Source organism: Endozoicomonas sp. PH6C (assembly GCF_059322965.1).
The window spans coordinates 6417119-6431209 of sequence record NZ_CP185342.1 but is presented as its reverse complement, the minus strand read 5'-3'; the positions used below and the strand labels follow the sequence as shown (position 1 = coordinate 6431209).

Below are 14091 nucleotides of genomic sequence, written 5' to 3'. Positions count from 1 at the left end.
CCGTCATTCCCGAATAAGAGCGTGTCGCAAAACGCTAACAATTCGTTCCCACGCTGGGACCCACAGGGCCTGAAAGCATGGGAACCAGAGGTCTTGCGACAGCCTCAGAAGCGGGAATCCAACATTCGTTGTACTCCTGCTTTCGTGGGGGTGGCGGAATGTGAGTAAGTTAACGATATAAGGCTCAGACGCACTAGATCGACCAGGAAATACCCAGTTGCAAGGCCTGATAATCGGTCTGATGGTCATCAGCCTTGCTGAACTGGTAGCTGCCGTAAACTTCCACGTCGTTTGTCAGGCTGTGCCCTACTCTTAACTTCATTCGCCAGGCATCTTTGCTACTGATATCAGCGGGTAAATAGGCCATCCGGGGAGTTAATTTCTGTCGCAGTTGAATGGTTCTCAAGTCGTCATCATTGAGATCCTTGTTGTAGTCAATCTGAATACCAAGACGTGTTTTGTCGTTTATCGCATCCAGAAAAACACCTGCTGCGGCATTTTTGAAATCCAGCTCCTGATCACCGAATACCATAGAGGACAAGTTATTTTCGGACTCGGTAAAACCGTCGACCGATGATTTATGATAGCTGGCGGAAACAATAGGGCCTGCCTTTAGCTGTCCATTGTCGTAGAGTGCATAGCCTGCGTCCATGCTTAAACCATAGAGTTTGCCCGAGCTGGAGCTGCTTTCTTTGCGTGTCAAGGCACCCAGATGGAAACCACGCTTGTTGTCGTAATCGAGGTCAAGATAGTTCAATGCCGTATTGGAAAAAAACCTTTCCCCCTGATAACTGGTAAAAAGGCTGCCACCAATACTGTTGGTTTTATAGTCGGACTGCTCAGGTTTGTAGTGTGTTTCAGCGCCCTGTAAGGCGACACCCAGCTTGAATTCTTCTGTCAGTTGATAGTGTAGGCCTGCATGGATTACGAAACCCTTATTGTCATTGGCTTTCCTGGCAACAGCGTCATAAATCTGGCTTTCTGCGCCGGCTCCGCCACCAAAGAATGACAGGGTACCCGGCTCTGCGTCTTTCCAGCGATGCAGTGCCAGCTCATTAAAAATACTGCTGTCCAATGTGGTTGAATGAGAGTCTGCGATTCTTGGCAGGCTGCCGACTTCGGTAGCCGCCCTGATGGCTGACAAAATGTAATCGCTCCCTATTTTGTGCATAGCGCTGCTGGGGTGCAGGCCATCCCAGAATATGGACTTCTGTGCAACCCCGGTGATGATGCGATCTCTATCGTCTCCGCCCATAACTGTAGCGGGATCGGGCTTTTCGCAGGGTACGCCTGTGGGAACGCCCGCAACCATACAGGTGATGTCTGCGTTTTCAGGGGAAAGATCAACAAAACCAAAGGCTGCCGGGTTATCGGATACCTCTTTCACCAGACCATACAAATTCAGATAGAAGATATTGGCAGTGGACTTCTGGAGTTCTGTGAGGACGGCATCATCAATCGCTTTGCTGACCATTCTGAGTTGATCACGCGTACCAGCCAGCAAATGTTCTCCTCCCGGCGTTTCTCCAAGGTTGGGAACATTAAGCATAATGATATAACGAGCGCCATAGCTATGGAGTGCATTGGCAGTGCCTACCAGGTCCTGAGCGGCTTTCAGGGGAGTTCGTAAGTTGTTTGTCACGAATTCAACATCATTGCTACCGCCCAGAATCATGTACATGGCTTTTTTATCTGCCTGTCCATGGCTTCTCATGAAGAAACTGTCTTGCGTCTGATTCTTGAAAAAATCCAGATTTAAAGGCACATAAGGGGTATCTGACGTGACGGATAAAAGGATTTCCTCACTGGAGTTGCCACTCACGGAAAAATTATTGCCGCCATCCATAGAGGGGCGAAAATCAAACCCCATTGTGCCGGCAATATTCTGGTTGTATAAAGTTTTGTCTGAGAACTTTAATGGAACCAACCGTCCGGCATAAGGGACTTTCAGATTGCCGGTATCTGAAATACTGTCTCCAAAACTATAAAACTGACTATAAAGTTCATTAGCTTTTACAGGGGATAGCATTAAGGAAAAGGCTGCTACTGAGAGTACTTTTCGGTAAGAGGGTGATAAAAAGGGGACTGCTTTCATGATAAACCCGTGTTTTTGATCAGTTTGTGTCAGTCATTCCATTGTTTGTGTGTTCCAAAAAAATTGAGAAGCCTGTCCGAGAATAGACTGCCCTGGTGTGGCAGCAACAAATTGGTAAAAAAAATTTTAACATCTTCGCTTAGACTTGCGGAACTCTTTGGTAAGTTTTCAGTCCAAAGCTTTTGATCATGGGAAGGCTTCGGGTACACTCAGCTCCCCGTTTTTTCTGATAACGCATTATTTTTCTGTTTATGGCATCCGAACCGCTTTCTTTTGAAGAAAAACAGCCACAGACTCTTTCTTCTGAAGAAATACAGCCACCGGCTATTTTTCTGATGGGGCCCACTGCATCGGGCAAAACGGATCTGGCTATCCAGCTGGCGGAGAGACTGCCCTGTGAGTTGATCAGTGTTGATTCGGCACTGGTCTACAGAGGCATGGATATAGGAACGGCCAAGCCCTCTGCACAGGAACTGGCAAGGGCTCCTCATCGGTTGATTGATATCCGCGACCCTTCCGAGCCATATTCTGCAGCTGACTTCCGTGAGGATGCTCTCAGGGAAATGACGGAAATTACTAATAAGGGAAACATACCTCTCCTTGTGGGAGGTACCATGCTCTATTTCAAGGCGCTTCGAGACGGTCTGGCAACTTTGCCAGCGGCAGATGCCGGGATCAGGGAAGCGTTGATGAGAAGGGCTGAGTCTGAGGGCTGGCAGGCGCTCCATGACGAGCTTCAGACAGTTGATCCTGTAGCCGCTCTTCGTATTAGACCGACGGATACTCAGCGTCTGCAAAGAGCTCTGGAGGTCTATTATGCCACAGGCAAGGTGATTTCCCGTTGGCATCAGGAGCAGGCAACCAGTCGACTGCCTTATAATCTGGTGAATCTGGCCATTGCTCCCGGGGATCGATCAGTGCTCCATCAGCGCATTGAAACCCGCTTCAAACTTATGCTGGAGCACCATTTTGTGGATGAAGTCAGGGCTTTATACGAGCGGGGAGACCTGGATATTTCCCTGCCTTCTATCAGGGCGGTTGGTTATCGTCAGGTTTGGGGGTATCTTCAAGGAGAGATGGACTATTCCACCATGCTGGAAAAAGGGATAATCGCTACCCGACAACTGGCCAAGCGACAGTTGACCTGGCTCAGAAGCTGGCCTGATATTCATTGGCTGGACAGTTTGTCGAAAAACCGGTTGGAAGATGCCTTGAAATGGCTGAAGCCCGTCCTTAAATAAGGAATAATAAGAAAGTGATTTCTGTACAAGTCTCCTGACCTCAGCTTTGTATTGGTTAAAGCATTAACAAAGTGCATTGGAAAAGGCTGGTACGTGAGCACCTGCAATAGTTTCTGCAGGTCCGGTATGAGTAGCTAGTATTACCTATTGATGGCAGTGTGGGGCATCGCTTACTGTTGCCCAGCTAAATTTCTGGGCTGTACACAGATTGAACAATCAGGTACTGGCACTGCCGGTCGAGCGAATAGCCCAACTAGAAGTGAACAATGGCTATTCAAAACCCGAGAATTAATAAGGAGTACAGAAATGTCAAAAGGGCATTCTCTACAAGACCCTTACCTTAATGTGCTGCGTAAAGAGCGCGTGCCGGTTTCTATTTATTTGGTAAACGGCATTAAACTCCAGGGACAGATCGAGTCTTTCGATCAGTTTGTAATCCTTCTGAAAAACACCGTTAGCCAGATGGTTTACAAGCACGCAGTATCAACTGTAGTGCCAAGCCGCCCGGTTCGACTGCCAATGCAGGGTCAGGAAGGTATGGGCGAGCACGACGAGCAAGAATAAGTTTTGCTGATTGATTAAAAGGCGCTTTATAGCGCCTTTTGACGTTTATGAGTTTCATAAACAGGTCGTGTACGATTGAAACATTTTAAGCATGAAAATTGTTTTATGGAAAAAACAGCTGTGTAGAAAAATAACCGGGCAGTATACTATTGGGGCTGGCAGTCTGTTTTAATGGTCAATTCAGACCGTCTCAATATTTCCTGTTCTGTTAATGAATGGTTAATAACCCCTATCGAAAGAAAATAATTTCAGGAGTTTTGTTTGTTTTTTGAGCGCCATGAAGGTGGTGAAAGTGCAATCCTTGTTCATCCGGATATGAGTGAAGACAAGGAACGGGAAGATCCGCAGGAATTCATGGAGCTGGTTCGTTCTGCAGGTGTTGAAACCCTTGCTTTTATCACGGTGAATGTCCGGTCTCCTTCTCCCCGCTATTTTGTCGGTCCCGGTAAAGTTGAAGAAATCCGTCAATCTGTGCTTCAGCACAAAGCCGAAGTCGTTCTGTTTAACCATGCCCTGTCACCCAGTCAGGCCAGAAACCTTGAAAAAGAACTGGAATGCCGTGTCATTGACCGCACCGGACTGATACTGGATATTTTTGCCCAGCGTGCCAGAACCTTTGAGGGTAAGCTGCAGGTTGAATTGGCTCAGCTTGAATATATGAGTACCCGCTTAATCCGCGGCTGGACTCACCTTGAAAGACAGAAAGGGGGGATTGGTCTGCGGGGGCCGGGTGAGACCCAGCTGGAGACCGACCGCAGATTGCTCAGGGCAAGAATCAAAAGCATCACCCGTCGTTTGGAAAAAGTTCGTAAACAGCGTGACCAGGGACGGCGTTCCCGAAAGAGGGCAGAAGTGCCGCAGGTCTCTCTGGTAGGTTATACCAATGCGGGCAAGTCGACATTATTTAATAGCATGACTCAGTCAGACGTTTATGCACAGGATCAGTTGTTCGCAACACTGGAGCCAACGTTGAGAAGGCTGGATCTTGCTGATCTGGGGCCGGTGATCCTGGCAGATACGGTTGGATTTATTCGACACCTGCCTCATAAACTGGTGGAAGCCTTTCGGGCGACACTGGAGGAAACCCGTCAGGCAGATTTGCTGTTGCACGTGATCGATGCCCATGATCCGGAGCGTCTGGAAAATATCAGGGAAGTGCATGAAGTTCTGAAAGAAATTGATGCCAATGAACTACCCATTCTTCAGATTTATAACAAGATTGATCTGCTGGCTGAGGTGGCGCCAAAAATCCAGCGTGATGATAATGGACAACCTGAAAGAGTCTGGGTCTGTGCAAAAGACGGTGCAGGTCTGGAGTTAATCGGTCAGGCCATCACCGAATTGCTGGGCAATGATATGATTCAGGGGCGTCTGATGCTTCAGGCCAATCAGGGAAAAGTGAGGGCACGCTTGTACCAAATGGGTGCTATCCAGACAGAAGAGTATTCTGACAAAGGTGAACTGTTGCTGGATATCCGCATGCCAAGAAGTGACTTCGAACGGGTGGCAAAACAGGAAGGTTTACAGACAGGTTGTCTGATTGAAGGGTAGGATTATTGTTAATGAATAGTCAGCAAGGTGTCAGGAAGTTGCGGCGATTACTAATATGAGCTTGCACTTCCTGCTCTCCAAACTCTACAATCTGGCCTAGGAGCCTGATGGACTTAAGACTGTCCTACTGGGGTTGCTTAAGTCGGACAGGCTCCTGGAGGACTTTGTGACTCAGGGCGGTTTCGTACTCAAAAGTTTTGGTCCGATGGGCTCCCGGAGCGACACAATCAGCCTTGGTCTGTCGCCGAAAGTTGTGGTATCCGGATTTGCTGAATGTACACTGTTTCAGTCAAGCCTTTGGTTCACACGACCGGAAAGACGCCATGCCTGTCCGGGCAAGGTCAGGTTCACATATCTGTCAGGCCGATCGCCTTATGGATTTTACGCACTGCTGTAAAGAGAGTTACCCTGTCGTTGCGACAAAGGTCAGCTTTACAGCGAAATAGTTTGCTCACAGAGCCAGTTTGGACGATGCAAGTCCTGACGCACCAGCTGGGCAAAGAATTCGTTACTGACTCTACGGAGACATATATGGCCTGGAACGAGCCGGGTGGAAACAGCCAGGATCCATGGGGTAGTGGAAATAATAAGGGTGGTGGCAAAAATCAGGGACCACCTGATCTGGATGAAGCATTCCGCAAACTGCAGGACAAACTGAACTCAATGTTTGGTGGTGGCAAGAGTGGGGGTGGTTCAGGTAAAGGGAGCAGTAATTCCGGTTCCTCCTCAGGAATGTTTATCGGAATCATTGTTCTGGCAATTGTTGCCTACCTCTGGAACGCAATTTACACCGTCGATGAAAAAGAGCGCGCCGTTATTCTGCGCTTTGGGGTATATACCGAGACCGTTGGTCCGGGTCTTCACATATACTTCCCGCCCTTTGAAAGCAAGTTTCTGGAAAAGGTGACCGAACTCCGTACCTATAACCTGAGACAGCAGATGCTGACTGAAGACGAAAACATTGTTGAAGTCTCCATGTCTGTCCAATACAACATTGAAGACGTTAAAAATTATGTTCTGAATGTTGCCAAGCCTCTGATGAGTCTTGAGCAGGCCACCCAGAGTGCGCTGCGTCATGTGGTCGGCAGCTCCGAGATGTACCAGGTACTGACCCAGGGACGTGAAGTTCTGGGGCAGGAAGTTCGTGCCCGTTTGCAGGAATACCAGGAAAACTATGGGACGGGTCTGCGCATCGGTAAGGTCAACATTGAAAGTGCCCAGCCTCCAAAAGAAGTTCAGGCTGCTTTTGATGACGTAATTCGTGCACGGGAAGACGAGCAACGTGCCAAGAACAAGGCGGAAGCTTACGCGAACAAGATTATCCCTGAAGCGCGTGGTAAGGCTCAGCGGACCATTGAGGAAGCTAATGCTTACCGTGATGAAGTCATTGCCAGGGCTGAAGGTGAATCAGATCGTTTCTCCAAGCTCTTGACAGAGTACAAGCGTGCACCTGAAGTGACACGTGAGCGTCTCTACATCGAAACCGTTGAAGAAGTCCTGAAGGGCACCAGCAAGGTACTGGTGGACGTCAAGGGTGGCAACAATATGATCTACCTGCCACTGGATAAATTGACCCAGGGCAAGTCATCCATGCCAGCCCAGCCAGCTGAGCTGAGCAGTCAGGATTTGACTGACATCAGTAATCGCGTTGCAGAGGAGTTGAGCAAGCGAGTGAACAGTGCACGAAGCAGTGGGAGGGTTGGTCGATGAGTCAGAAAGGTTTTACAGCTCTGATCGCTGGTCTGGTCATCCTGGTTCTGGCCTGGAGTTGTCTCTTTGTCATCAGCGAGCGTGAGCGTGCAGTGCAACTGCGTTTTGGTCAGCTGGTGAACCCTAACCTGAAACCGGGTCTGCATTTGAAATTCCCGTTTGTAGACAACGTGCGTATTTTCGATGCCCGTCTGCAACATCTCGAAGTGCCATCAGAACGTTTTCTGACACTGGAACAGAAAGCGGTTATTGTGGACTCTTACATCAAGTGGCGAATAGCAGATGTCGCCAAGTTCTACAAGGCGACAGCCGGCGACATTTATCGTGCCAACACGCTGCTTTCCCAGCGTGCTGAATCCAGAATGCGTAACAAGTTTGGTGGTTTGACACTGAATGAAGTGGTATCCGGTCAGCGTGACAAGCTGATGAATGATATCACCAGCAACCTGGATAAAGTGGCCAGAGAAGAGCTGGGTGTGACTGTTGTGGATGTCCGGGTTAAAAAAGTAGACCTGCCACCTCAGGTCAGTGACTCGGTCTTCGAACGTATGTCTTCCGAGCGTGAGAAAGAGGCTCAGGAATACCGCTCCAAAGGTCAGGAAATGGCTGAAGGTATCCGTGCTAATGCGGACCGGGAACAGCGCGTTATTCAGGCAGACGCCTACAAGGACGCAGAGATTGTTCGAGGTGATGGCGATGCCAAGGCGGCAGAAGTTTATGCCGGGGCTTACCGTCAGGACCCTGAATTTTACGCATTCTATCGTAGCCTTCAGGCTTATAAAGAGTCCTTTGACAGTAAAGGCGACATCCTGTTGCTGGAACCGGATAATGATTTCTTCAACTATCTGAACAGTCACTCAGGTAGCAAAAAGTAAGCGGACAGTTTGCCGGGCAGGGCATTGCGGAAGTTCGGATGAACTGAAGCAGTGCCTCTGCCCTTGATGGCTGACCAGAGACCTGTGAGTATGTTGCAACCTCGGCCATAGCCTGCCTATTGCCTTCGGCTTCTTCACGGGGTGAGGGCTCCCCTCTTATCCTGCACAGCGAAACAGGCTACGAATAGAAGCTCTGTAGGGGGCAGTTTCGTAAGGAATCCTGATATAAAAGGGTGAGTGGCTACTCTCCAGCAGATATAGCTGCAAGCTTATTAACTCAAGCTGAATGATTCCCGGCTTCACTCCCGTCATTCCCGCGAAGGGGGCTGTCGCAAAACTCTAACAACTCGTTCCCAAGCTCTGAGGCTGTCGCAAAAGCCCAACAAGCTCTGCGTGGGAACGCATACCTCCCCTGAAAAGCTGACTCTGCAGTGCGAGATGGGTATCGCTTCCCACGCTGCAGCATGCGAACCAGAGTTTTGCAACAGCCTCCCTCGCGGGAATGACGACTTCCTTCGCGAGAATGTCGAACTCCTACTTAGCGACCATCATGATGTTGATTTTGAACTGACCAAAGTCTCAGTTGGTGTGATCCAGACAGACAACCCAGTTTCCTTTGGTCACCATCTTTGCCAGTCAATGGGTGCGTTGCACGAAAGCTGACTGCTTGAGGTAATAGGCTTGCAGAATACTTGCTATCGGTCACCTATTCACCCTTTCATACCAAGCTTTGTCTCGAAATCGTCGCTACAGAGGAATAGGAAGTTAGCAGAATTGTGGTAGATATTTTGGCGCTCGCATACTGGCCAGAAAACTGTCTGTGAGGAAAGTTCCTGAAAGAACATTAGGTGGTTAGACGAGAGCACAACAACCATCTCTTGTCATACGATAATGAGATGGTTGTTTTAGCTGAATATGAGTTAAATAGCGGAGCTATTTTAAAAACTCTATATTTGAGGAAGATTATATCTTTGCTCTATTGAGCTTCTAATATCATTTCGGTCTATTTTTTTAAGGGTACTTAGGAAGTCTCTGAAGGTAATAGGTCGACGAGAGCCTCGCTTCCATTGGTACAGCATTGCCATCACCTTATCGAAGAGTTGTCTGTTATCATGATCTATAGCATCTAATTGGGGTTCTCTAAAACCTCCTTCCGTACGTCTGGCAAACATTTTCCATTTAGTACCTATCTCGTAACCATAATCTATGAATATTTTTTCTGGTAAAGGTGAGTCCAGAGTGTATCCTGTTGTTTGCTCACGCTGGGGTTCTGCCGCTGTTCGCATAGCAGCCAGTCCGCTGACAGGTGTGGATGGCTGTTCCTGAGCCAGTTCATCAGCCAATTCTCTGGGAATCTCGCCAAAGACGAAAAACATACTGTTTAAGAACGCATTTTTTTGCTCTGAACTGGTTGAGTTCAGTAAATTAATAAGTTCTTTTCTGGCAGTCTTGGCAAAATAAAGGAAAAGCTGACGTTGATCCTGAGAAAGTTTGTGCATAAACTCGCCACATTCCACGAGTGTTGTGCTTAAAATAGCCAAGCCGGTGAATATAGCCATAACTTGTTCAGGTGTGGATGGATTATTGTCAGAAATATAAAATCCAACGCCATAAAGTGTTTGAGATTGCAAATTCCTTTCTAATTTATGTACGTTAGATTCAGTAATAAAGGTATGTTGTCCAAAGCCCCAGGGGATAATATCCAGCTGACCATCTCTATAATTCGGAAAGCCAAAACGATAATCTCTAAACAGTTCTCTGGATAACTCGCTTAAATATCTGAATGTGTCATATGTCGAAGGAACCGTTTTCTCTGCCAGTAAATCACTGGTTTGTTTGAATATTTGATAAATAAAATCCATTAATTCTTTTTTCTTTTGGTTATCTACTTGTGAATATACGAGATTATATAACTCGTTATGTGTCGCAAGATTATTGCTTATCAGCTCACTGGCTAATTTGTTTTCTGTGAATTGATTCAAAAAGGCCTGGGTCTCAAATATGTCCCGGTGACGGGCCAGTGTCTTAACAATTCTTGCTATTTCAACATGCTTGTCGATTCCATGATTCTTAGCCAGCACACCGACCTGTAGAATCAAGTTACCAGCAGATATTGAACCTCTGGAAAATTTAACCCAGTACTTGTGAAATTTTTCCAGAGTCTCTTTATGCTGTAAAATATTTTCAGTTAGAAGGTTATAAAGTTCATACTTTTTGTAGAAATGGCTGGAGTGAAAAATATCCGACTCTCGTCTTTCATAGACCAGTTCACCGAGCCATCGTGTTAGTCTGATCGCTGAGGTATCAACCCACTCTGCCACGGCTACCGGTATTTCCTTACTTGTTACAATAGGAGGCGGTTCGCTGAGATCCCGCTCAAATGCAACCATGCCAGCATTAGCGCAGTCGAAGCACATATTGTTAAAGACTACAGGTTTTTGTCTCTGACAATGTTGGCAATACACGTTGTTGGGTGCCCCGCCGGAACCATCGTCTTCCCCATTTCCGCTTTCACCGAAGAGGCGTCGATTATGATGACTGTAGGCCTCCTGAGATTGCCTGTAGGAGGGAGGTTTCAGATCAACTCTGGCATCTTTTGCAGTGGTTTCAGTACCTTTCGGGCAACTTATCCCCGTTGGACAGCTGCCCGGAAATACTGAAACACTAATTAATTGCTTAGGGCTTAAAATGAACTCTTGTTCTGTATAAACACGATAGTCTTCTGTCTGTTCCGGGTTGTTGCTCTGGTAATGATCAAATGCTGCTTCCGGATTATCCGGATTCCTGAGCAATGCCATAAAAAGTCGCGGATTCCGCTCAAGGTTTGCACCCTTTATCTTATTCCACAGATGTTGTGAAATAAGGATGGTCTGCTCATTCCAGCCACGCTTGATTTTGAGAACAATCCGGGTATCCCAAACTCGTTTCTTAACAGCCTGACCGTTAGTGTCGGGGAGACGCACCAGGACTATTCTACTGACCAGTTCACTCATCAGTTCAAAAGAGTAAAGGGGAGCCATACCACCTCCCGGCCTTTTTTTAAATAAATCGTCTGAATCATCGCCGCCACCAAAACCGCCACCGCCGGAGTTTGTGTATAGCTCGCTGTTATCTGCGGTCTCAGGGGTTTGAGGTACTACAGAAGGCCCATTGAAACGGCTGGTATCGTCAGGATTATTGAACCCGTTTTCCGGAACCTGAGGGTTACGGAAAAAAATATCGACAAATGATAGCTTTTTATTGTCGGAAGTATTGTTACCAGAAGTGTTGCCACCGGATGGTGACGGTAGACCGGTGCTTTGTGAAAAAATACCACTACACTCTGGTTGTATACGCCATGCATTATTGTCTTGAACCGACAGGACCAACGACGCTTTACCAGCCGGTAAACGCCATCTGGCTAAATATTCATGTTGCCAGCCACCACTGTCTGGTGTCAGTTCGACCACTCTCATTCCTCCGGCCTGAATATCAGGCATACCCTGCCCTGTTAAAGCCTCTGTAATTACTGGTGGGGAGGGAAAATTTCCTGCGGATAACGAGGGAGGGGTTCTGAAACAAAAATGAAAGATATCGCCTGCTTTGCTATTCAGACGGATATAAAGCTGATTTTTTTCCAGTTCAATTGTCTTGCCTTTATCATCAGCAGTTTTAAGATCGTAAACAAGGTGAAGAGACGGATTGTTCTCTATAAACGACATTTTATTAATAAATTCTGTTGTCTTCGGGGATTTGAAGGAGTCCCCCCATCCCGCCCAGCTCAATAGATCGGAAACAGCAGAACTATGACCGGAGACCGGCAAAATGACCGACAGAGCGAATAACAGAAACAGGCGAGCCATAGTGAGAAATCTTTTTACTTTCATAATTGAATTTGCCCATAGATTTTTATTGTTGAGGCATAACAATAGACCCTAAATCTGAAGCTGTATTATTTATCTCCCATCTGTTCATGTTCAACGTGCCAGCTCAGAAGAATTGCACGGGAAGACATAAACGGTAATTTCACGTTTTTTGTGTTTTTCAAAATCGAAGCTATCCTGTTTCATGGCTTAAGAATTTTGGGAATGAAGAAAAGATACAGAGGCGATCTATTCTGATCGCAGGCGACTGATTATGCTTCTCTTGCGCAGGTACAGTTGTAGTTGCGAGTCCTGTCTGCTGATAGAGCCTGTCGTTCAAAGCTGTCGTTTATCAATTATTGGCAATTTTGTTAACATATTTGTCGGCGTCGGGGATACAAAAATGGCAATGCGCCATCCAGAATCAGCGGTAGAGTGAGGGCCTTGATTGAGTTTCATTATATCCGGATGATCGCTTCCCAACGGACAGGCTCACAAAAAGCGGGTTGCGATCTCTGACGATGAAGAAATGAAACAGTGCTTTTGCTCTTGCCGGTTGATCAGAGACTGATAAATTATCGACTACTGGTCGTGAAGTCTGCTTCAGCCAGTGGTATGATACCGCAAACCGGGTTCTGCCCGGTTTTTTTGTGGACCTGTCCGGACTAAAAGCTTTGGGGAGTCATCCTGTGGATATGTTGCAACATCTGGGCATAGCCTTGAGTCTGATGCTGGTTCTGGAAGGCGTCTTGCCTTTTTTGTATCCCCAGCGCTGGCGCAATATGGTCACAAAGTTGTCAGAGATTGATAACCGGCAGCTGCGCATGGCAGGTTTTGGCAGCATGTTGGTAGGACTCATAATTCTGAGTATGCTCACGTAAAAGCGGAATAGTTTATCGCTCCAGGAGCCTGTCAGACTTGAGTTGTCCGCCTCAGGACAGCCTTTAGTCCAACAGACTTCTGGCACAGTGGTAAAAGCGAAAAAAAGAGGGCTGTTATGACCGTCGCAGATCGCTGGTTATTGCCAGATGGCATTGAGGAAATTCTTGCTCCACGAGCACGTCAGGCAGAAATGCTTCGTCGTGAGATGCTGGATTTATTCGATTGCTGGGGCTACGAGCTGGTGATTCCTCCTCATCTGGAGTTCATGGAGTCACTGACAGCTGGTCTGGGCCGCGATCTGGAGTTGCAGACGTTTAAAGTAACAGATCAACTCACGGGTAGAACGATGGGGTTAAGGGCGGATACCACGCCAGCTGTTGCCAGAATTGACGCCCACACCCTGAAAGCAAAAGGGCCGGTTCGACTTTGCTACGCGAGCAGCGTGTTTCACACTCGTTCAGCGTCGTTGGGAGCCACAAGGTCGCCCATTCAGCTGGGTGCAGAACTTTATGGTCATGGCGGCGTCGAGAGTGATATTGAAGTCATTTCCCTGATGCTGGAAACACTGGCAGCGATCGGTATTGAGTCTGTGAACCTCGATCTGGGTCATGTGCGGATCTATCGTTCACTGGTGGAGTATGCCGGACTGAGTGAACAGCAGGAGCAGAAACTGTTTGATGCTCTGCAAAGAAAAGCGGTGTGTGAAGTATCTGAACTGCTGGCCAGCTGGCAAATCTGTTCGGGCACCGCAAAGATGTTTAAAGCGCTGACATCCCTGACAGGTCATGCCAGTGTCATCAATGATGCCCGTGCGGTTCTGAAGGACGCGCCTGAGGCTGTTTTCAAAGCGCTCGACCAGCTGGAAGTGATTGCCGGCAAGGTCGCTGAGCTTTACCCGTCAGCTAACCTCTACCTCGATATGGGTGAGTTGCGCGGTTATAACTATCATACAGGCGTCGTGTTTGCTGCGTATGTTCCCGGAAAGGGACAGGCGATCGCCAAAGGCGGCCGATATGACGGCATTGGGCGGATCTTTGGCAGAGCCCGCCCTGCTACCGGTTTCAGTACAGACCTGAAGACGTTAATTGAGCTGAAGAGCCTTCCGGATCTGAAAACGGATGCCAGTGACGAACGAATGACGATATTTGCCCCTGTTGCTGCAGATCCTGCTGTTGTAAAGAAACTGCGTCGCCAGGGACAACGGGTAGTTTACCAACTGCCTGAACAAGAGACAGACGCTGCAGGCACGGGTTGCGACCGGCAGCTGGTCTGCCGTGACGGAGAGTGGGTTGTAGAATAACCCGGAAGTCTGATCGAAATTGATTTCAGTT

General features: G+C 47.7%; 10 protein-coding genes. 8 read left to right on the top strand and 2 right to left on the bottom strand.

All coding sequences use genetic code 11. From position 1 onward, the window contains the following. Positions 1-193 precede the first annotated feature (193 nt). Positions 194-2029: an autotransporter domain-containing protein gene (locus ACOMG9_RS22645; protein ID WP_494529462.1), complete on the bottom strand. Its 1836-nt coding sequence runs from the start codon at positions 2027-2029 to the stop codon at positions 194-196. A 317-nt stretch (positions 2030-2346) separates the two neighbouring features. Here ACOMG9_RS22645 and miaA point away from each other — a divergent pair, with 317 nt between their 5' ends. The 5 genes from miaA to hflC all read left to right on the top strand — a co-directional run bounded on the left by miaA (position 2347) and on the right by hflC (position 8036). After that, entirely contained in the window at positions 2347-3336 is a 990-nt protein-coding gene (gene miaA / locus ACOMG9_RS22640; protein ID WP_448218867.1) for a tRNA (adenosine(37)-N6)-dimethylallyltransferase MiaA, read from the top strand. A gap of 306 nt (positions 3337-3642) precedes the next feature. After that, positions 3643-3900, top strand: a complete 258-nt coding sequence (hfq, locus tag ACOMG9_RS22635) for an RNA chaperone Hfq (RefSeq protein WP_317144701.1) — start codon at positions 3643-3645, stop codon at positions 3898-3900. A gap of 261 nt (positions 3901-4161) precedes the next feature. Then, positions 4162-5451 carry a ribosome rescue GTPase HflX gene (gene hflX, locus ACOMG9_RS22630; protein ID WP_448218868.1) on the top strand — a complete coding sequence of 430 codons (1290 nt, stop codon included), beginning with the start codon at positions 4162-4164 and terminating at the stop codon, positions 5449-5451. Positions 5452-5982: 531 nt separating this feature from the next. After that, positions 5983-7161 carry an FtsH protease activity modulator HflK gene (hflK, locus tag ACOMG9_RS22625; protein ID WP_422135701.1) on the top strand — a complete coding sequence of 393 codons (1179 nt, stop codon included), beginning with the start codon at positions 5983-5985 and terminating at the stop codon, positions 7159-7161. Next, positions 7158-8036, top strand: a complete 879-nt coding sequence (gene hflC / locus ACOMG9_RS22620; RefSeq protein ID WP_422135700.1) for a protease modulator HflC — start codon at positions 7158-7160, stop codon at positions 8034-8036. Before hflK ends, hflC begins: the two co-directional genes overlap by 4 nt. Before the next feature lie 947 nt (positions 8037-8983). On the opposite strand, the gene ACOMG9_RS22615 is transcribed toward hflC, so the two are convergent. Further along, positions 8984-11029, bottom strand: coding sequence for a death domain-containing protein (locus ACOMG9_RS22615; RefSeq protein ID WP_494529461.1), 2046 nt, complete (start codon positions 11027-11029; stop codon positions 8984-8986). A gap of 284 nt (positions 11030-11313) precedes the next feature. Between ACOMG9_RS22615 and ACOMG9_RS22610 the strand changes: the two genes are divergently transcribed. The 3 genes from ACOMG9_RS22610 (at position 11314) to ACOMG9_RS22600 (ending at position 14060) form a co-directional block, all read left to right on the top strand. Further along, positions 11314-11541 carry a hypothetical protein gene (locus tag ACOMG9_RS22610; protein ID WP_494529460.1) on the top strand — a complete coding sequence of 76 codons (228 nt, stop codon included), beginning with the start codon at positions 11314-11316 and terminating at the stop codon, positions 11539-11541. A gap of 1032 nt (positions 11542-12573) precedes the next feature. Beyond that, positions 12574-12759, top strand: coding sequence for a DUF2065 domain-containing protein (locus ACOMG9_RS22605; RefSeq protein WP_317146501.1), 186 nt, complete (start codon positions 12574-12576; stop codon positions 12757-12759). 116 nt (positions 12760-12875) lie between these two features. Then, the gene (locus ACOMG9_RS22600; RefSeq protein WP_448218870.1) at positions 12876-14060 is read left to right on the top strand and encodes an ATP phosphoribosyltransferase regulatory subunit; all 1185 of its coding nucleotides are present in this window, start codon (positions 12876-12878) and stop codon (positions 14058-14060) included. Positions 14061-14091: the final 31 nt, after the last annotated feature.